An 18,459-nucleotide genomic window follows, 5' to 3' on the forward strand; every position below is an offset into this window, starting at 1 on the left:
CCAGTGGCCGGATCAGGGGTATTCGTAGCGCGCAGTTCACAATTGGCTACGAAAATAATACCATTACCGCCACAGGTACGGCTCAGGTCGCTGCCCCCGGTATTCGCCAGGCTGGGTTGAGTATGACCTATTCCGAGGCCGAGGGCTTGACGATCGGCGGGACGCTGCAACTCGGCGAGGTGCCCGGCCTGCGCAGCGGTAGCCTGGAGGCCCAGATCCAGCGGAAGCCCGACGGCAGTTATAAGGTGAGCGCAGCCGGCACCGCTCAGCCCAATATCCCCGGTGTTAGCTCGCAGGTGCGCCTGAGCTACGACGACGGCATTTTTGATGCGAATGTGACCGCCCAGTACAGCCGCGGTATGCTCAGGGGCGAGCTCACGGTCGGCGCGACCAACCGGCCGGTCGATCCCGAGAACAATCAGCCGGTGGGCGAACCCGATCCCGCCCGGGTACGGGCCTATGGCGGCGGCCAGGTGACAGTGCAACTGGCACCCTGGTTGCAGGGGACGGTCGGTATTCGCCTGCTGGAGAACGGCGAGATCGAGCTGCGCGGCGAGATCGGGCTGCCCAATACGGTCGATCTGTTCCCGCGCCGCGCAATCGAAAAGAATATCTTTGCGATCAATATCGATATCCCGATTGTCGGTGTCGCGGTGGCCGGGCAGCGCATCGGCATTTTCGCCACTATCGGCGGCGGCCTCGATGCGAGTGCCGGCTTTGGCCCCGGCCAACTGCGCGAACTCAGCCTGGGCATTACCTATAATCCCGACCACGAAGATCAGACCCATGTCACTGGGCGCGGCCAGTTGTATGTGCCCGCCGACGCCGGGTTGCGCCTGTTTGTGCGCGGCGGCCTTGGTGCTGGTATCCCGATTGTTAGCGCTACGGCCGGTCTGGAGGTGAGCGGCCAGTTGGGCTTGCAAGGGGCCCTGGAGGCGAATGTCAATGTGGATTGGACGCCCGCAACCGGGCTTGAGATCAACGCCAATGCCGGGATTTTTGTCGAGCCGCGCTTGCGTTTGAGTGTCGATGCTTTTGTTGAGGTAACGGCTGATCTGCTGCTTACGGAGGTGGAGTTGTACAGCGAGCGCTGGAACCTGGCTAGTGTTGAGTATGGCAGCAATCTGCGCTTCGGGATCAATTTCCCGATCCACTATCGCGAGGGCGAGCCATTCGATATCTCGCTTGATGATGTGCAGTTCACGCTGCCCAATATTGATGCCCGCAGCGTGATCAGCAGTGTGCTGGCTGAATTTTAAAGGAATCGTCCAATGATCGATCAGCACAAACCGCAACCCCAATCGCCCACGCTGAGGCATATTAACCGCGGGGCGATCTTGCATGTGAACGGCGACCTGGAGGGTGCGCGTGAGCAGTACGAGCAGGCGCTTAGTCTCGAGCCCGCGAATGCCACCGCCTTGAATAACCTGGGCTTTGTGTTGGCCCAACAGGGGCAGTTATCCGAGGCGATGCAGTGCTACGAGCGCGCAATTGCCCTGGCGCCTGAACGCAGCACCGCCTATAGCAATCTGGGCAACGCCTATGCGCTGCTCGCTGATTACGAGCGGGCGCTGCAACTCCAGCGCGAGGCGATCAAGCGCGATCCGGCCAATCTCACGGCCCTCGATAACCTGGCCCAGCTACTGATGCGCGCCGGCCAGTATGCCGAGGCTGCCGCGGCCTGGCAGCAGTATCTGCACCAGCAACCCGCCGACGCACGCATCCTTACCAGCCTGGCGATAGTGCAGGCTGCCCAGGGCCGGCTCGACGACTCCTTCAATCCGCCTGACGGCTTCCTTCTTCTGGAAAGCCCCATCGGCGGCCAGGCCGTGGGGGTGGAGACCGCCGTCCAACCCGACGGTCGCATCGTCGTGGCCGGATACGCCAATGACGGGACCAAGACCGTCATCCTCGTCCTTCGCCGTCTGCCTGACGGCAGCCCCGACGAATCTTTCGGCCAGGCCGGCCACGTCCTCTTTGAAATGTCCACGGACCAGCGGGCCCTGGGCCTGGCCCTTGGCCCGGACGGATCCATCTACGTCGCCGGGTACGTTCGCCTTGACGGATTTCGGGACATCCTGGTCCTCAAGTTCCAACCCTCGGGCGAACTGGACCGGACCCACGTCCATTCCAGCCCCGGCACATTCACCGACATCGCCTTTGGCTTGGCCGTGCAAGCCGACGGTCGCGTCCTGGTCGTGGGCGAGCACTCCAACGGCTCCGATCAGGATCTCGTTGTGCTTCGTCTTGATGCCGACCTCGTGCCCGACCCGACCTTTGGCCAGAACGGCCTTGTCACCTTCAACGGCGGCGGGCAGGACAAGGGCTTTGCCGTGGCCGTTGACGACAATGGACGAATCGTGGCCGTCGGAGCCCATGTGCCCCAGGGTCAGACCAAGGAAAACCTGCTTGTCCTTGGTCTCACGGCGGACGGCAGGCTCGACCCTGATTTCGCGACCAATGGAGTCTTCACCTACGGCCTCGAAGGCGACAACTCCGATTATGCGAACTTTGTCGATCTCCAGCCCGACGGCAGGATCGTGGTCGCCGGGTCGGCCCATGACGGCCAGGCCTTCAAGATCGTCCTCCTCCGCCTCCATGCCGACGGGGCCCTGGATACTGGCTTCGGCGACCAGGGCGTGGTCGTCTTCCGGGATTCGGCCGCGGTCTTCGACTACGCCTACGGCGTGGCCGTGCAGAACAACGGCAGGATAGTCCTAGCTGGAGTGAGCAATGACGGCGTCGCCGACAAGGCCGTCGTGCTCCGGTTCGAATCCAACGGCAGTCTGGACACGGGCTTCGGCAACCAGGGAACCTTTGTCTTTTCCGGTCCCGGCCCAGGACCTGATCGGGCCCACGGCCTCGATATCCAGAAAGACGGAAACATCGTCGTCACCGGCTACGCCAATGACGGCCAAGCCAATGAGATTTTAGTCTTCCGGCTGCGCTGAACTCTCGTATTGGACGGTTCATCCCCGATTCTGCACATTATTCGAAACGGAAATTATGAGGAAAGGATGAAATGAAATTTTTCCGAATCTACCTTGTCGTGACGTTTGCATTCTTGACGGGCTACACTCTCTTGGTTGTAAGAAATCATGGCTGGAATCTTCTTCCCGTCTTTTTCTCCAACATCGTTGAAATGACATGGTCTGGCCAATTCAACTTCGATTTTATATCCTTTCTGGGTCTTTCAGGAATCTGGGTGGCTTGGCGCCACCAGTTTAGCAAGGGAGCAATTGCGCTGGGAATTGTGGCGTTCTTCGGCGGGATGCTGTTCTTGGCACCATATCTGTTATTGGCCAGCCTGCTGGCAAAAGGAGACCCCGAGACCCTTTTGCTGGGAAAAAATCGAATGAGCCGCTGAATCAACAATGCCATTCACCGGGATGTCGACCATCAGCCTCGTCAACTCGGGCGATGGTTTTCGCTCCGCCATCCGATACCGAACAATCTCCAAACGAAGAAGGCCCACGGAGGATATCCGCGGGCCTTCTTACACTACGGCAGACTTTCCAGACCTGCGTCCATGGACGGGGGCCTGAAAGAAAACGATTTATTTTGAGGGCCTGCCCTACCGGCTGCGACGCTGGCGGGAAAAATTACCCCTCTGCGGGCGGTTCCCGAAACCGCTGCCTTCTCGGCGCCCGAAATTCTTCGGAGCCGGACGACTGGACCGGCAGGCGGCCTCGCAATGAAAGGCGTGGTTTGTTTCCGCCGGCACGGCCGAACCGAGCAGCAGCTCGATCTCTCGAAGATAGGCCCGATCTTCCGCGCAACAAAACGAAATGGCGTCGCCATCGGCCCCGGCCCGGGCCGTGCGGCCGATGCGGTGTACGTAGGTTTCGGCCTCCACCGGCAGATCGTAGTTGATGACGTGGGTGATGTCGTCCACGTCCAGGCCCCGGGCCGCCACGTCCGTGGCCACCAGCACCCGGTACCGGCCCTGCCTGAACCCGTCCAGAGCCTTGGTCCTGGCCGCCTGGCTCTTGTTGCCGTGGATGGCCGTGCCCTTGATGCCGGCCGCCTCGAGCTTCTCGACCACTCGGTTGGCCATGTGCTTCATCTGGGTGAAGACGATGGCCTTGTCCACCGAGGACCCGGTGAACAGAGAAGCCAGCAGGGCATCCTTGTTCCTCTTCTCGACGAAAAGAACTTTTTGGTTGATTCGCTCCACGGTTCTGGTTTCCGGGGCGATGCTCACCCGAACAGGATTCCGGACCATGGTCATGGCCAATTGCTCCATCTTGGGAGCCATGGTGGCCGAAAAGAACAGGGTCTGACGCTCGGCCGGAACCTCGGCCAGGATCTTCTTGATGTCGGGCATGAAGCCCATGTCCAGCATCCGGTCCACCTCGTCCAGAACGAAGATCTCCACCTTGTCCAGATGTATGAACCCCTGGTTCATGAGATCCAGCAGACGACCGGGTGTGGCCACCAGGATGTCCACCCCCCGGGCCATGGCCTTGACCTGACGAAACTGGTTCACGCCACCGAAAACAACGGTATGGTTCAAGCGGAGGAAACGGCCGTAGTCGTGCATGCTCTCACCGATCTGGGCCGCCAGTTCCCGGGTCGGAGCCAAAACAAGGGCCCTGGGCCTGCCCTTCAAGGGCCGACTTCCATTGGCCGACAAGAGCTGGAGCATGGGCAGGGCAAAGGCCGCCGTCTTGCCCGTTCCGGTCTGGGCCGTGCCCATGACGTCGCGGCCGGCCAGCAGGCTGGGGATGCATTGTTCCTGGATGGGGGTCGGGGTTTCGTAGCCCTGCACGTTGACGGCCCGCTGCAGGGGCGGAATGAGGTCGCCGAAAACGCCCTTGGTGGCCAGGGGCCTGGACTGGGGTTTCTGATTGGTCAGGGCGTGAGTGGAATGAATTTCTTGATACATGACTTTTCCTTGTCCGGGGGGTTGTCCAAATCTCTGCCCGCCGGACGCGTGGAAAAGAAAGGGTCGCAACGATCGCGACAAAAAAGGGCTTGCCCGCCAGAGGGCGGGAAAATCGTTTCGGGGATAAAATCTCGTGGGGTGATTCGGGCAGTCGCCCGGAGAAACCGTCGAGAGAATCGTCGTTCGGAAAATACAATGCCTTGTCGGCGACGAAAAGGCAAGAAGTAAAAGGAGGCCAAGCCTGAGGCTCGGCCTCCTTGATATCTTGGTGCGCCCGGAGAGATTCGAACTCCCGGCCTGCGGATTCGAAGTCCGACGCTCTATCCAGCTGAGCTACGGGCGCGATGTCAGGTGACGGATGTCTATTAATCGCCGCTCTTGGGGCCATGTTCCTTGTTCAGGTAGTAGACGATGACCCCGAAGCAACAAAAGGCCAAGGCGAGGATAAAGCCAGGAAACATCGGTCCTCCGTGGTTGATGGTTTGGACGCCTGTGCGTCGCGAAACATTTTTTTTTATACCTGCACTCGATTCCGATTTCAAGATGTATTTGTCCTCATTTCAGGAACGATCGAGTCGGGACCCAACTTGCTATCTCTCTCGAACCCGGGACGGAACAAGGCTGACGGCCCGAAAAAGGCCCCTCTCGATGCTCGGCTTTCTTGCTTTTTGTTAAAAGTTGACTCAGAATACATTGACTTTGTTCACCGACAGCTTGGGCTGCTCGACCCTTAACCAAATCAAGGTGCTGGAATGACTATGTATTTCAGATTCTTTTTGTTTTTTCTAACCATGTCCACCCTCGGCGCGTGGGCGCCTGCCTTCGGGGCCGACCAGATGACCTATGACCTCGGACAAGCTGTCGCCAGAGGGCTCGAGGCCAACGAAGGCATCAAGTCAGTTCGCCAAGCTTTGAACGCCTCCAAACTTGGCGTCAAATCGGCCCGAGGAGCCTTCGGCCCTTCCTTCAACGTCAAATACGGCTACACCCACTACAACGAACCGTCTAAAATCATGGGCATGCAGACTTCGCCCCAGGATCAGTGGCTTTTTGGTCTGAACATCAACCAGCCCCTCTTCGTGGGATTCAACATCCTGACCACCTATCAAAAAAGTCTTCTGGCCGAAGACCAGACCAAATCCCAACTGAACCAGGCCGAACTGGGCCTTATCCTTGAGATCCAGACTAACTTCCTCAATCTGCTCAAGGCCCGCAAGAACGTCCAGTCCGCCAAGGACTCGCTGACCCGGCTCCAGTCCCACCTCAAGGTCATCCAGGCCTTCTACGATGTCGGTCTGAAGCCCAAGCTCGACGTCCTCCAGGCCGAGGTGGACGTAGCCTCAGCCGAACAGGATCTCCTGTCCCGACAAAACGAGGTCGACACCCAGGAAGCCAAGCTAAACACCCTGCTGAATTATTCGGTGAACTCCGAGATCGCCTACGTCGGCGAACTTGAATACGCCCCCTTCTCCATGACCTTCGAGGAATGCCTCGACTTGGCCTACAAGCATCGCCCGGACTTGATCATCGCCGAGCAGAGCGTCGAAATCGCCCGAAAGGATTCGAAGATATCGGCCAGCGGACTCTACCCCTCAGTGGCCGCCGATTTCGACTACTCCCGACAAGGGGACGACCCCACCGTGTCCGGAAGCAAGTATCAGGACTCGGCCTCGGCCTGGCAGGTGGCCCTGAACATGGACTGGAAGGTCTTCGAATGGGGAAAAACCTACTACGCTTACCAACAAGCCGAGGAAAACGCATTGCGCCTTGTCAGCGAGTACAACAAGTCGAAAACCGATGCCTCTTACCAGGTGAAGTCCTACTTTTTGAACATCCAGGAGGCAGCTAAGCGCATCGGGGTCAACAAGACCGGAGTGGAGGCGGCCAGGGAAAGTTACCGAATGGCCGAGGCCAGATACCAGGCCCAGGTCGGGACCAACACCGATGTTCTGGACGCCCAAAGCAGCGTGACCACCAGCGAAGCCAACCTGAACCAGGCTCTCGCCGACTACAAACAGGCCGTCGCCGACCTCTACTACGCCATGGGACAGAAAAATCCGGCCCTGGACATCCGATGACTGCCGAGGTTTTATTGATTACTGTCCGGCATCCGCCGGACCGAGCGTTCATACCGCAACCCCATCCACCCGCCACCCAGAGGAACTCACATGGATCCTGAACTGGCAAAACCATTCATCAAGGCTACCAAGGACGTCCTCGTGGCCATGGCCAACATCAATCCCACGGCCGCAAAACCCTACGTGAAAAAGGACAACACCGCCCAGGGCGACGTTTCAGCCGTCATCGGTCTGAGCGGAGACAAGAACGGCACCTTCGCCATTTCCTTCTCCAAAAAATGCGCCCTGCACATCGTCAAGCAGATGCTTGGCGACGCCATCGAAGACCTGATGAACGATGTCCAGGACGCAGTGGGGGAAATCTCGAACATGATCTCGGGACAGGCCCGGGTCGGACTCGTGGATCTCGGAGTGACCCTGGCCGGAAGCACTCCGTCGGTCATTATGGGTGACGGACACACCATCAAGCATGTGACCAAGGCGCCGGTCATGGCCATTCCCTTTTCAACTGAAAACGGGGAATTCACCATCGAATTCTGTTTCGAGTGACGTGGACGATGACTTGATGGGGGATCCCAAAACCATGGCCAACGCATCACCCCTGGCCGATTTCAGACAGATGGAGTTCTTCGCCCAGGTCTCCCTCCTAGGCGAAATCCAGTCCGGAGCTGTCGACGACTGCTTCGAAGATCTGGTCGATCTGTTTGTCAATCCAGTGGGCGACAAATCCGTGGACAACCTAGTCCACGCGACCTTGGCCTCCCTGCTGGAACGAGACGATTCCTCCGTTGTCCGAGGCATGGGATCGCCATACCAGGAACTGGCTTCGCTCTGTGCCCATATTGCCGGGAAAAAACGCTTTTCCTCCGCCGTTCAGACCATGATTCGAGTCCTGGCCAACGATCCTCCAGAAAGTTTGGTTTTCGACTTTCTCTCCGCCTTGACCCAGCTGATCGACCCCTCGGCTTTGCCTCTCTTTCGCCGATATGCTGAAGACACTGAACCCATGGTCGCCTCGGTGGCCATCCGGGGCCTCGGACGTTTGCGGGACGAGGAGTCCCTCCCCCTTCTGAGCCGCATCGTGGAGCTCGCCGGGTCCGACACGGCTTACCACCACTGCGAAATCCACTCCTGGGAAGCCGTGCAGACCCTGGCCACCATCAGTTCCCCCGCAGCCCTGGACATCTTGGCCGACCACATCCATCACCGCAACCCCACCCTCAGGCGGGGAATTATCGAAGCGCTGACGGCAGCTGGCGATGCCGCCGTACCGCCCCTGGCCCGCATTGTGTCCACAGGTTCCCCCGATCCGACGATCATGGCCGCCAATGTTCTCGGCCTCATTGGTAGCCGCAAGGGCACCCGGCCCCTTCTCCAAGCCCTGGACGCCTGTTCGGCCCTGGACCCCAACGTCCGCTTCTCTATCTTCGAGGCCCTAGGACGCATCGGAGATCTCCAGTCCCTGGTGGCCCTGTTTGACGCTCTCCTGGATCAGGACGAATTCACCGTTCGGGCCGCATCACAGGGGCTGGAGGCGAACGCCTCACCGTCCCTTGCCGACCGACTGGCCGCGGCCATGGCCGCTTCCACGGACAAAGGTCAGGGCATCGCCCAGGCTTTGGCCAGAACCGGGGCTTCGGAGATCCTTGGTTTCCTTCGGCAGAAGCCCCCTCTCCGGTCCGTTGTGGAAGAGGCAGAAAAATCCACGTTTCCCAAGCCTCAGTCCAGCCAAGCCCGGCCCCTTCGCCTCCTGGCAGTTGACGACTCCAAGACCATGCGTGTCCACTACCGCCAGATCCTCGAGCAAGTTGGGCATCAAGTCGAAACCGCCGAAAACGGATCCCAGGCTCTCGACGCCATCAACTCGGAAAAAACTTTCGACCTACTGATCACAGACCTGAATATGCCTATGATGACCGGCATGGAACTGCTCTCTCGGCTCAGGTCCATGGGCGTCGACACCCCGGCCATACTGGTGACTACCGAATCCGACGAATCCCAGATCTCCCTGGCCATGGACACTGGATTCTCGGCAGTTTTGTCCAAACCCTTCAAGACCGAGTCCCTTCTCGATCTTCTGGCCTCTCTGGTCTGAGCCCTCCCATGGCCGACGGATCCCCTCCCCCCGCCGACATCAACGACCAAGTCGACCTCCTGCTGGCCCAGGCCTCAACGCGAACCAACCAGCAGGTCCCCAGTGAACTGGACCTAGTGGAGATGCCTGTCGAAGGCGTTGCCGCCTACTGGCTTTCCCTGAGAAAAATCATGGGCCCCAAGTGGAACCCCAAACTGCTGCGGGATGAAACGGGCCGAACCATTGAGCCGTTCATACGTCATCTTCTGGACCTCGGGGTCTCCTCCTGGCCGGGAGCGGATGTCCGCCGTCTGGCCGGAATCAAGGGAAGCGTCATGATCAGGGATCTGCAGCGCAAATTTGTTCTCATGGCCATTGCCGTCTTGGGTATCGCCTCCAATGAGAATCCCCAGAAGGTCATGGTCCGCATTGTTTCCAAATTTCCCATATCGCCCATCTTCGAACGTCAAGTCTTTGATGCCGCCCAACTGATTCTCAAAAATCTTGGCAACACCTCCTTCCATCGCGAACGCTATCTCCGGGTCGACCATCGCATCAAAGCCGAAGCCTTGATTATCACCCTGATCATGTACTGCATGCTGGTCCGCCGCAGTGGTCCGGAGGCCCTGGAGCCGGCCCGGGCTCATGTCCACTCGGCCTATTTCCTTGAGGGGTTGAACCTTATCCGCGACGGATTCGAGGCCGACTTCATCAAACATCGCCTCAACCTGCAAAAACGTGAAATCCTACAAGACACGGAGATGAAGATGGAAATGTCCTTGGAGATGTGCCTGGCCCTGAGGGCCGATGCATCCTATGAGGACATGCACCGCCTGGCCCGGTCCTATTTTCTGTAAGAACGGCCCGATCTGGGCAATGAGTTCAAGGTAGACGACCGAAGACTCCGGCCAAATCGCGAAACTCGGCCGCCGTCTCCTGTCCCAAATCTCCGGACCCAAACCGCCAGGTCCAGTTGCCGTCGGCCAGGGCCGGAGTATTCATACGGCCCTCTGACCCGAGATTGAGGAGATCCTGGACGGGCAGGACGCAGATCGCTGCGCAGGACGCCATGGCCAGACGGCAGAGTTCCCGAGCTACGGTTTTCGCCTCCACCGTGCGGCCGACATAGTTCCGGATCCTTCTTCGGCTTGCGTGGTCCAGTTCCCGCTCGAACCAGTCTTTGGACGTGGTGTTGTCGTGGGTTCCGGTATAGACGACGCTGTGGCGGTCGTGGTTGTGGGGAATGTGCGGATTCTCGACGGGATCTCCAGAAAAGGCAAAGTGGAGCACCCGCATTCCCGGAAGGGCGAAGGTATCTCGCAACTCAATGACGTCAGGGGTGATCTCGCCCAAATCTTCGGCCACGATGGCCAATTCAGGGGCCGCCTCACCGATGGCTTCCAGGAACTCGTGTCCCGGCCCAGACAGCCACTCTCCGCCCCGGGCATCCCTGGCCCCGGCCGGCACGGCCCAGTACCCGGCCAAGCCACGAAAATGGTCGATGCGGACCAGGTTGTAGAGCCCTGAATTGCGGACGATCCTCGCCTTCCACCAAGAAAAACCGTCTTTGGCCATTGCCGACCAATCGTAGAGTGGATTCCCCCAGAGCTGGCCCTTCTCGCTGAAATAATCCGGCGGGGCCCCGGCCACCCGGATCGGACGAAGTTCCCCGTTTAGTTCGAACTGCAGCGGATGGGCCCATACGTCTGCGCTGTCCAGACTGACGTAGATGGGCATGTCCCCGAGCACGGACACACCGTGAGCCCGACAATGCTCGAGAAGAGACCGCCATTGTTCGTCGGCCAGAAACTGGGCGAACATGTGAAAAAGCACCCGCAAGGCTAGGCGCTCTCGCCAAAGCTCAAGGCTCTTCGAGCATCTGTCCCGGATTTCGGCGGGCCATTCCAGCCATGATCTCCCGCCGTGGGCTTCCTTGAGTGCCGCAAACAGGGCAAAATCGTCCAGCCAGGATGCGTTTTCCCTTCGATAGGCATCGAATCGGGACTCGCTCTCCAGAGAGGGCAGGACATTGGCAAAGGCCAGTTTGAGGAGTGACGACTTCCAGGCGTGGACGTGTCCGTAGTCGATCCGGCTTCCCCCACACGGCCGTTCGCCCCGGAGATCTCCAACCGAAAGGATGCCGTCCCTGACAAGGTCGTCGGGACTGACGAATAGAGGATTGTTGGCGAAGGCCGAAAAGCTGCTGTAGGGGGAATTTCCGGCCCCAGGGTTGACCGGATTGAGCGGCAGGATCTGCCACAGGCCGAACCCGGCATCGGCCAGAAACCGAACGAACTCCCTAGCCTTGGGGCCGAAGTCTCCAATGCCATGGCTCGACGGCAGGGACGAGACATGGGCCAGTGCCCCGGCCCTGCGGCGACTGAAAAATGGATGTCTGGCCATGGATCCTTGCGGCGTGAATGTTCCCGATTCTCAGGGTCTGGTCATCCTGGCCAACAGACCGTGCAGAAAGACCCTGGCCTGGTCCTCCCCGAACTCACGGCCGGTCCAGAGACGAAATTGGGCCTGGGCTTGGTGCACAAACATATCCAGGCCAGAAAAAACCACTCTGCCTTCGGCCCTGGCCTGGTTCAGAAGAACCGTTTGCACCGGGTTGTAGACCAGATCATACACAGCCTCGAACCCAACCAGGCCGCAAGGCCAGGGGCTCATGGCTTCCTGTGCACCGCTCATGCCCAGCGGGGTGGCGTTGACAAGCAGCTGGGCCTGAACCTGGCCCCGCTCCTGCCAGTCGACTGCCCTGGTTCCAGTCATCCTGGCGAACTTCTCGGCCCGACGCCGGTCTCGACCCGCGACGAGAACCTCGGCCCCCTCTCGTCGAAGCCCAAAGACCACGGCCCGGGCCGCTCCACCAACCCCAAGCACCAGGGCCGAGGTCGGCATTCGCCCTCCCAGTTTCAAAGGTGCAAGAAAACCAAAGACGTCCGTGTTGCCTCCCACCAGGGCGTCGTCTTTCCAAAACAAGGTGTTCACGGCCCCCACGGCCCGGGCCTCGTCCGTGACCTCGTCCACCAGATCCATCATTTCGACCTTGTGGGGGATGGTCACGCTGACCCCTTTGATTCCAAGGGTCCTGACCGCGGCCACGAAATCGACCAACCGCTCCGGACGAATGTCCCAGCGGAAATACGCCTTAGGCAGGCCATTCCCGGCCAGTGCCCAATTATGCAGGGCCGGACTCAGGGAGTGGGCCACCGGATGCCCGACGATGCCGAGGATGCCCTCCGGGCCGATCATTGCCACACCCTTCCCCTTCTACAAGGCCCCGTTGGAGACCACGTGATCTGCTCCAGCCTGAAGGGCGGAACTGTTTTTCGGAATCAGATGGCTGTAATGGCTGGAGATAACCGAGGGAAGGCTCTCCTGGACCCGGGCCAGGGGCAGTATCCCCGTGGCCTGGATATAGGCTCCCAGACAAACCATGTTGGCCATCTTCGTGTTGCCCAGCTTGTCGGCCAAATCATTGGCTGGCACGGCAAAGGCCCGCACCCGTTTCCAATCGGCCAGGTCGGCCTCAATGAGGGATGAATTGATGATGAAGACCCCCTGGTCGTGCAGCCTAGGCTGAAACTTGTCCAAAGAGGGCCGATTCATGGCGATGAGGCTCACAGGCCTATGGATGATGGGTGAACCGATATCGTCATCGGAGACCACCACCGCGCAATTGGCCGTGCCGCCCCGCATCTCCGGACCGTAGACCGGCATGTAGGTCACGTTCAGACCTTGATCCATGGCCGCGTAGGCCAGAAGGTTCCCGATCAGCATCACGCCCTGGCCGCCGAATCCGGCGATGATCACGTCCATGTATATGCTCATGCTCCCTCCTTGGCCTTGGCCTGGAGCTCGTCCTTGAACGTCCCCAGGGGGAAGACCGGAATCATTTCCTCGCTGATCCGCTTGTTGGCCTGGACCGGTGTCATCCGCCAATTGGTCGGACAGGCGGCCAGTATCTCGACGAACCCGAAGCCCAGTCCTCGCACCTGAACCTCGAAAGCCTTGGCCACGGCTTTCTTGGCCGCCTTGATGTGCTTGATGCTGTCCACGGCCACCCGGGCGGCAAAGGCCGTGCCCCCCAGGCCCGCAATGATTTCGGCCATCTTCATTGGGGAACCCTCGTGCTCGGCGCACCGACCTCCGGGACAGGTGGTGGTCTTTTGGCCCACCAGGGTCGTCGGGGCCATCTGGCCCCCGGTCATCCCGTAAACCGTGTTGTTAACGAAAACCACCGAGATCTTTTCGCCCCGGTTGGCGCAGTGCATGATCTCCGCCAGACCGATGGAGGCCAGGTCTCCGTCTCCCTGGTAGGTAAACACAAAATTGTCCGGTCGGGCCCGGCGCACCCCTGTGGCCACGGCCGGGGCCCGGCCATGCGGTGCCTCCACCGTGTCCAGACCCAGGTAATTGTAGATGAAGACCGAGCAACCAATGGAGCTCACGCAGATGGTCCGCTCCACCAAGCCCATCTCCGTCAGGCAATCGGCCACCAGACGATGGGCCGTGCCATGATGGCATCCCGGGCAGTAGTGGGTCGGTCGGTCGACCAGGACCTCGGGCAGCGTAAAAACTTGTTCTTCGTGGACCGTTGTCATCATCATCCCTCCAGGGCCTTCAGAATCGGCCCTTCAAAGTCGTCCGGGGTGGGCAGGTTCCCCGGCAGGCAGGCGTGGAAACCCGAATCGGCCAGGAGCCTGATGGCCAGGCGGACATCCTCGACCATCTGCCCGGTGTTGTGCTCGATGGTCAAAAACCGCTTGCCCTGCTCGGCCAGGCTTCTCAGCGTGTCCGATGGAAAAGGGTACAGTGTGATCGGCCGAAACAGCCCCACGGCCTTTCCTCTGGATCTCAGCTTGCGCACTGCGCTCTTGACAATCCGGCCGATGGATCCATAGGCCACGACCACTAGATCGGCGTCGTCCACCAGGAATGCCTCGGCCATGACTTCAGCCTGCATGGACTGGTACTTCTCCTGAAGCCGGAGGTTGTGCCCTGCGAGGGCCCCGTCATCCAGGAAGAGAGATTTGAGGAGCCTCGGCCCCCGACCCTTGGCACCCTTCAGGCACCAACCCGAGGCCTCGTCAGGGTCGAGTTTCTTCGGCACCCACGGCACAAGAGGCTCCTTCATCTGTCCCAGGATGGCGTCGCCCAGAATCATGACCGGATTTCGGTACTTGAAGGCCAAGTCAAAGGCCTTAATGATCAGGTCGTATCCCTCCTGGACCGAGCCCGGGGCCAAAACCAGCAGTCGGTAATCGCCGTGGCCCCCGCCCTTGACGGCCTGGAAGTAGTCGCCCTGGGACGGCCCGATGTCGCCCAGTCCGGGCCCGCCGCGGTTCATGTTCACGATGACCGCCGGTAGTTCGCTTCCGGCCATATATGAAATGGCCTCCTGCTTCAGAGAAATCCCCGGGCTGGATGACGAGGTCATGACCCGGACACCGGCCGCAGCCGCTCCGAGGAGCATGTTGGCCGCCGCCACCTCGCTCTCGGCCTGGACGAAATCTCCTCCGGCCTCGATGATGGCTGTGGACATGAATTCGGGAATGTCGTTCTGGGGGGTGATGGGGTAGCCGAAATAGCACCGGCATCCGGCAGCCAGGGCTCCCCTGGAGATGGCCTCGTTGCCCTTGACGAAAATTCGCTTGGATTGAGCCTCGGACATGGTTCACTCCTTGGTCGTGCGATAGACGGTGATGGCGAAATCGGGGCAGATCTCGGCGCAGAAGCCGCAGCCCTTGCAGGCCTCGGCCTTGTCGTCCGGGATCTCGGCCACCTTGTAGCCCTGTTTATTGAAACGGTCCGACTGCCTGATGATCTCCACAGGACACACCAAGGTGCACAGCAGACACCCTTTGCATCTCTCTTCCCGAAACACCGCTCTGGACATGTATCACCTCCGAATACGGTTGAAAGCCGGAACAGATCATCCGAACGGATTGTTCCCGGCGGCCCGGGCCCTAGAGCACGAGCATGGCGTCGCCATAGGAAAAAAAACGATATCGATCGGCCACGGCGTGCCTGTAGGCGGCCAGGATCTTTTTCCTTCCGGCCAAGGCCGATACGAGAAGCATAAGGGACGAACCCGGCAAATGAAAGTTTGTGATCAAATGGTCAATGGTCTGGAATTTGTAACCAGGAACAATGTACTTGTCTGTCCAGCCCTGGAAAGCATGGACCAGGCCGTCGGGGCCCGCAGCACTTTCCAGGCTCCTGACCGAGGTCGTGCCCACGGCCACCACCGGTCGGCCGTGGGACCGGGCCCGGTTGACGGCTTCGGCTGTTTCCTCGGGAATCTCCACGAACTCTTCGTGCATCCGATGGTCTCGGACATCTTGGGTCCGGATGGGGCTGAAGGTTCCATAGCCCACGTACAGGGTCACCTCGGCCAGGCCCAGTCCCTCGCGCTCCAGGCCGGCAATAGCTTCGTGGGTGAAATGGAGACCGGCCGTGGGCGCGGCCACCGACCCCAGCTTGTCTTTTCTGGCGTAGACCGTCTGATACCGGAGCCGGTCGTACCCCGAATCCTCCCTCCGGATGTATGGCGGAAGAGGCACGTGCCCAACGGACAGAAATACATCCGCCAAATTGCCCCGCCAGCGAAGTGATACGGTCCATCGGCCAAACCCTGACGGGGCCATCAACCTAGCAGTGCAGTCGGATCCGAACTCAAGTTCGGTCCCGATTCTGGCCCTGGAGGTCCGGATCAAGGCCTCGACCTCCGCCTCGGTCCACGCATCCTCTCCGGGATTTGGAATCAAGGCCAGCGGAGTAAGCAGCAAAAACTCGGCCCTGGCCCCGCTGGACTTTCTTCCGATAAGCCTGGCCGGAAGCACGGCCGTGTTGTTCATGACCAGAAGACAATCCCGGGGCAGAAGGTTCGCAATCTGGGAAAACATGGCGTCCCGGACCGTTCCTGTCCCCCGCTCCAACACCAAAAGCCTTGAACCGCTCCGTTCGCCGCTCGGAACCTGGGCCACCAGCTCCTCAGGCAGATCGTACAAGTACGAGTGGAGGTCATAGTCTTCGGGCAAGACCTCGGGCCTGGACGTGCCGAAAGCCTCATCTTCGCTTTGGACTTGCCAATCCCCCCCTGGAGGATTAGTCAAAGTTTTTTTCATGTCCATCCAACATTCCGGAGGATTCCATGTGTAAAGGATGCGGTTGCCAAACTAAGAATAAGGACTCGAAATACTCACAGTTCGTTCACGAACACGAACACAGTCACGGGGACCATGTCCACAGTCATCCCCATGAGCATGAGCACAAGCATGAGCACCCCGAAGGGGAGCCCATAACCCACGATCACAAGCACGACAAGTAGTTCCTGACCCGTTTTCTTTCAGAAAGAGAAAAGCCCCTGCCGGTTCGACACCAGCAGGGGCTTTTGACTTCAATTTCAATCGAATCCGGCCTTACAGGCCAACTTCCTTGAGTTCATCGCCCAGGTATTCGCGCTCGTTTTCGCCGAGAATGCCCAGGGACAGACAGATCAGGGTCCAGAGATGGACTGTGTGGTAGCCGCCGTTGAAATGGTCGTTCAAATCGTGGATCTGGGAGTGACAGTTATGGCACGGGGCGATGCAGTACGTAGCGCCCGTGGCCTTGATCTGGTTGAACTTGATTCTTCCGTACTCATGCCGGGCGTCCGTGTAGCCCGACTGGAGATACCCGCCACCGCCGCCGCAACAAAAGTTGTTGGAGCGATTCGGGTACATGTCAACAAAGTTTTCCTCGCCCACGACCTTCTTGACCACGAACCGGAGATCCTCGGCGATGGGATCGCCCAGGGATTTGCGGACCAGCTGGCAAGGGTCCTGGACCGTGAACTTGAGCTTCAGGTCCTTGTTCCAGTCGGAGTTGACCGGGAGCTTTCCTTCCCGAATCCACTGGGCGTAGTACTTGATGATGCTATCCAACTCGAACTTGGGAGTGATCTTGAACTTGGACAGTCCGGCCCGGACTGCGTAGAATTCGTGGCCTCACTCCGTGTTGAGCCAGACTTTGCAGTCCAGGTCCTCCACGGCCTTTATCTTGTTGCGGACGATCTTCTCCCAACCCTCGTCGTCGGCTCCGAACATGCAATAGTTCTCGGCCGCCCAGCCCAAGGTGCCGTAGGTCCAGTCCGCGCCCACCAAATTGAGGATCTTCCACAATGGGACCATCTCATCGGGTTCGGTCACCGGCTCGCGGGAATTCTGGTTCAGAAAGAACGTGGCCCCCTTCTTGTCGATGGGAGCGGTCAGGTTCTCCATGCTGGTCTGGTGTTCCTTGACCTCTTCCAGCACGTCCTCGACGACAAAGGTGAAGTCATCGGACTTGGCGCCCATGGCGCTGTTGCCTTCAGTGGCCAGGGCGTGGTCGCAGGAACCCATGATACCCTTGGGCCGTTTGTCCCGGGGCCAGCTCTGCCGTGCGTAGTACACGAGCTGCGGGATGTTGATTTTCATCGGGCAGGCATGCACGCAGCGCATGCACATGGAACACATCCAGACCCAGGGCGTGGACGTGATGGCCTCGTCCAGGCCCAGGGCGGCCATGCGCAGGAATTTGCGTGGATCCATATTTTCGAGGCCTGTCGCCGGGCAACCTGCCGAGCAGGCCCCGCAGGTCAGACAGGCATTCAGGTTACCGCCGTCGGGGAGGAGGGACATAACCTTGTTTTTCAAGGTTGATCCCTTGTCCACCCCCAGCTTCAATGCAGGTTCCGCCATAGGTCCTCCTTGTCGGAATACACGAGTCTCTGCACCGCCACAGGCGGCGCAAGGAACTTCCCCAGCCTGACAGGTCGGGCCGCAAACCCATTGCGAACCCTAATCTCTAAGCGAACAACCAATTGCCTTTCTGAATAGGTGCCATGAAACCCGGAAAAGCGCAAGAGCCAAGCCGCCTTTCCGGATGGGCCGGGTGTTGACCGGCCCCAAGGCTCGGGCTAACCGAATCCATGTTTTCGGACTCGCACTCTCACACCGATCACTTGAGGAAGCCTTCATGAACCTATTCGGAACCGTCATTCTGGCCCATGGAAGCCGCCGACCGGAAGTAGCCGATGCCTTTTCCGGTCTGGTCCGATCCGTGGCCCGAACCATGCCCGAGATTTTGGTCCGCGGGGCCTTCTTCTCCCTGGGACGACCGACCATGGCCGAGGTCGTGGACGAACTCGTCGCCCTTGGCTGTAGCCGGATTGCCGTCCTTCCCTATTTCCTCTTCAACGGCGTCCACACGCTGAGCGACATCCCTGCCCTGATCGACGACCTGAGGACCGTCCACGAAAACGTGGAGTTCGAACTTCTGCCGGGTCTGGAAAACGATCCCCTGCTCGTTCGGCTGGTAACCGACCGGATTCAGGACGCACAATCCTAAATCCGAAAAGGGCCGGGATCGCTCCCGGCCCTCAGTGGTCT

At 59.7% G+C, this 18,459-nt stretch carries 17 protein-coding genes and 1 tRNA gene; 8 read left to right on the forward strand and 10 right to left on the reverse strand.

Annotated features, from left to right (window positions below):
- Positions 1 to 122: 122 nt before the first annotated feature.
- From EOM25_03830 to EOM25_03840, 3 genes are all read left to right on the forward strand, one after another.
- Complete coding sequence (locus tag EOM25_03830; GenBank protein NCC24321.1) at positions 123 to 1,259, forward strand: hypothetical protein; 1,137 nt, start codon at positions 123 to 125, stop codon at positions 1,257 to 1,259.
- Between the two features lie 12 nt (positions 1,260 to 1,271).
- Positions 1,272 to 2,951, forward strand: coding sequence for a tetratricopeptide repeat protein (locus tag EOM25_03835; GenBank protein ID NCC24322.1), 1,680 nt, complete (start codon positions 1,272 to 1,274; stop codon positions 2,949 to 2,951).
- A gap of 71 nt (positions 2,952 to 3,022) precedes the next feature.
- Positions 3,023 to 3,367: a hypothetical protein gene (locus EOM25_03840; GenBank protein NCC24323.1), complete on the forward strand. Its 345-nt coding sequence runs from the start codon at positions 3,023 to 3,025 to the stop codon at positions 3,365 to 3,367.
- Positions 3,368 to 3,574: 207 nt separating this feature from the next.
- On the opposite strand, the gene EOM25_03845 is transcribed toward EOM25_03840, so the two are convergent.
- Both EOM25_03845 and EOM25_03850 read right to left on the reverse strand, forming a co-directional pair.
- Complete coding sequence (locus EOM25_03845) at positions 3,575 to 4,888, reverse strand: DEAD/DEAH box helicase (GenBank protein NCC24324.1); 1,314 nt, start codon at positions 4,886 to 4,888, stop codon at positions 3,575 to 3,577.
- A gap of 266 nt (positions 4,889 to 5,154) precedes the next feature.
- A tRNA-Arg gene (locus EOM25_03850) sits at positions 5,155 to 5,231 on the reverse strand.
- Positions 5,232 to 5,640: 409 nt separating this feature from the next.
- Between EOM25_03850 and EOM25_03855 the strand changes: the two genes are divergently transcribed.
- The 4 genes from EOM25_03855 to EOM25_03870 all read left to right on the forward strand — a co-directional run bounded on the left by EOM25_03855 (position 5,641) and on the right by EOM25_03870 (position 9,897).
- Positions 5,641 to 6,966 (forward strand): TolC family protein, encoded by a 1,326-nt coding sequence (locus EOM25_03855; GenBank protein ID NCC24325.1) that lies wholly within the window; start codon positions 5,641 to 5,643, stop codon positions 6,964 to 6,966.
- A gap of 90 nt (positions 6,967 to 7,056) precedes the next feature.
- Complete coding sequence (locus EOM25_03860) at positions 7,057 to 7,515, forward strand: chemotaxis protein CheX (GenBank protein ID NCC24326.1); 459 nt, start codon at positions 7,057 to 7,059, stop codon at positions 7,513 to 7,515.
- A gap of 16 nt (positions 7,516 to 7,531) precedes the next feature.
- A complete protein-coding gene (locus tag EOM25_03865) occupies positions 7,532 to 9,061 on the forward strand; it encodes a response regulator (protein NCC24327.1) in 1,530 nt (509 codons plus the stop codon).
- Between the two features lie 8 nt (positions 9,062 to 9,069).
- A complete protein-coding gene (locus tag EOM25_03870) occupies positions 9,070 to 9,897 on the forward strand; it encodes a hypothetical protein (protein NCC24328.1) in 828 nt (275 codons plus the stop codon).
- A 25-nt stretch (positions 9,898 to 9,922) separates the two neighbouring features.
- Here EOM25_03870 and malQ read toward each other — a convergent pair whose 3' ends face one another.
- From malQ to EOM25_03910, 8 genes are all read right to left on the reverse strand, one after another.
- Positions 9,923 to 11,443 carry a 4-alpha-glucanotransferase gene (gene malQ, locus EOM25_03875; protein ID NCC24329.1) on the reverse strand — a complete coding sequence of 507 codons (1,521 nt, stop codon included), beginning with the start codon at positions 11,441 to 11,443 and terminating at the stop codon, positions 9,923 to 9,925.
- A gap of 30 nt (positions 11,444 to 11,473) precedes the next feature.
- On the reverse strand, positions 11,474 to 12,298 hold the full coding sequence (gene aroE, locus EOM25_03880; protein NCC24330.1) for a shikimate dehydrogenase: 825 nt from the start codon (positions 12,296 to 12,298) through the stop codon (positions 11,474 to 11,476).
- An 18-nt stretch (positions 12,299 to 12,316) separates the two neighbouring features.
- On the reverse strand, positions 12,317 to 12,877 hold the full coding sequence (locus EOM25_03885; GenBank protein NCC24331.1) for a 2-oxoacid:ferredoxin oxidoreductase subunit gamma: 561 nt from the start codon (positions 12,875 to 12,877) through the stop codon (positions 12,317 to 12,319).
- Positions 12,874 to 13,650: a 2-oxoglutarate oxidoreductase gene (locus EOM25_03890; protein ID NCC24332.1), complete on the reverse strand. Its 777-nt coding sequence runs from the start codon at positions 13,648 to 13,650 to the stop codon at positions 12,874 to 12,876. The genes EOM25_03885 and EOM25_03890 overlap by 4 nt, the downstream gene beginning before the upstream one ends.
- A gap of 2 nt (positions 13,651 to 13,652) precedes the next feature.
- Positions 13,653 to 14,720 carry a 3-methyl-2-oxobutanoate dehydrogenase subunit VorB gene (gene vorB / locus EOM25_03895; protein ID NCC24333.1) on the reverse strand — a complete coding sequence of 356 codons (1,068 nt, stop codon included), beginning with the start codon at positions 14,718 to 14,720 and terminating at the stop codon, positions 13,653 to 13,655.
- Positions 14,721 to 14,723: 3 nt separating this feature from the next.
- On the reverse strand, positions 14,724 to 14,945 hold the full coding sequence (locus tag EOM25_03900) for a 4Fe-4S dicluster domain-containing protein (GenBank protein NCC24334.1): 222 nt from the start codon (positions 14,943 to 14,945) through the stop codon (positions 14,724 to 14,726).
- Positions 14,946 to 15,015: 70 nt separating this feature from the next.
- Positions 15,016 to 16,176, reverse strand: a complete 1,161-nt coding sequence (queA, locus tag EOM25_03905; protein NCC24335.1) for a tRNA preQ1(34) S-adenosylmethionine ribosyltransferase-isomerase QueA — start codon at positions 16,174 to 16,176, stop codon at positions 15,016 to 15,018.
- 294 nt (positions 16,177 to 16,470) lie between these two features.
- The gene (locus EOM25_03910; GenBank protein NCC24336.1) at positions 16,471 to 17,769 is read right to left on the reverse strand and encodes a (Fe-S)-binding protein; all 1,299 of its coding nucleotides are present in this window, start codon (positions 17,767 to 17,769) and stop codon (positions 16,471 to 16,473) included.
- Positions 17,770 to 17,953: 184 nt separating this feature from the next.
- Between EOM25_03910 and EOM25_03915 the strand changes: the two genes are divergently transcribed.
- Positions 17,954 to 18,418: a hypothetical protein gene (locus EOM25_03915; protein NCC24337.1), complete on the forward strand. Its 465-nt coding sequence runs from the start codon at positions 17,954 to 17,956 to the stop codon at positions 18,416 to 18,418.
- Positions 18,419 to 18,459: the final 41 nt, after the last annotated feature.

The sequence above is a fragment of the Deltaproteobacteria bacterium genome (assembly GCA_009929795.1).
Classification (GTDB): domain Bacteria; phylum Desulfobacterota; class Desulfovibrionia; order Desulfovibrionales; family Desulfomicrobiaceae; genus RZZR01.

Bases quoted from the DNA above. Each gene is read 5' to 3' on its own strand.
- EOM25_03885 (NCC24331.1), bottom strand. From the start codon at position 12,877: ATGAGCATATACATGGACGTGATCATCGCCGGATTCGGCGGCCAGGGC.
- EOM25_03915 (NCC24337.1), top strand. From the start codon at position 17,954: ATGGGCCGGGTGTTGACCGGCCCCAAGGCTCGGGCTAACCGAATCCAT.
- queA (NCC24335.1), bottom strand. From the start codon at position 16,176: ATGAAAAAAACTTTGACTAATCCTCCAGGGGGGGATTGGCAAGTCCAA.
- EOM25_03900 (NCC24334.1), bottom strand. From the start codon at position 14,945: ATGTCCAGAGCGGTGTTTCGGGAAGAGAGATGCAAAGGGTGTCTGCTG.
- EOM25_03855 (NCC24325.1), top strand. From the start codon at position 5,641: ATGACTATGTATTTCAGATTCTTTTTGTTTTTTCTAACCATGTCCACC.
- malQ (NCC24329.1), bottom strand. From the start codon at position 11,443: ATGGCCAGACATCCATTTTTCAGTCGCCGCAGGGCCGGGGCACTGGCC.
- EOM25_03840 (NCC24323.1), top strand. From the start codon at position 3,023: ATGAAATTTTTCCGAATCTACCTTGTCGTGACGTTTGCATTCTTGACG.
- EOM25_03860 (NCC24326.1), top strand. From the start codon at position 7,057: ATGGATCCTGAACTGGCAAAACCATTCATCAAGGCTACCAAGGACGTC.
- EOM25_03835 (NCC24322.1), top strand. From the start codon at position 1,272: ATGATCGATCAGCACAAACCGCAACCCCAATCGCCCACGCTGAGGCAT.
- EOM25_03830 (NCC24321.1), top strand. From the start codon at position 123: ATGACCTATTCCGAGGCCGAGGGCTTGACGATCGGCGGGACGCTGCAA.
- EOM25_03890 (NCC24332.1), bottom strand. From the start codon at position 13,650: ATGACAACGGTCCACGAAGAACAAGTTTTTACGCTGCCCGAGGTCCTG.
- vorB (NCC24333.1), bottom strand. From the start codon at position 14,720: ATGTCCGAGGCTCAATCCAAGCGAATTTTCGTCAAGGGCAACGAGGCC.
- EOM25_03845 (NCC24324.1), bottom strand. From the start codon at position 4,888: ATGTATCAAGAAATTCATTCCACTCACGCCCTGACCAATCAGAAACCC.
- EOM25_03865 (NCC24327.1), top strand. From the start codon at position 7,532: ATGGGGGATCCCAAAACCATGGCCAACGCATCACCCCTGGCCGATTTC.
- aroE (NCC24330.1), bottom strand. From the start codon at position 12,298: ATGATCGGCCCGGAGGGCATCCTCGGCATCGTCGGGCATCCGGTGGCC.
- EOM25_03870 (NCC24328.1), top strand. From the start codon at position 9,070: ATGGCCGACGGATCCCCTCCCCCCGCCGACATCAACGACCAAGTCGAC.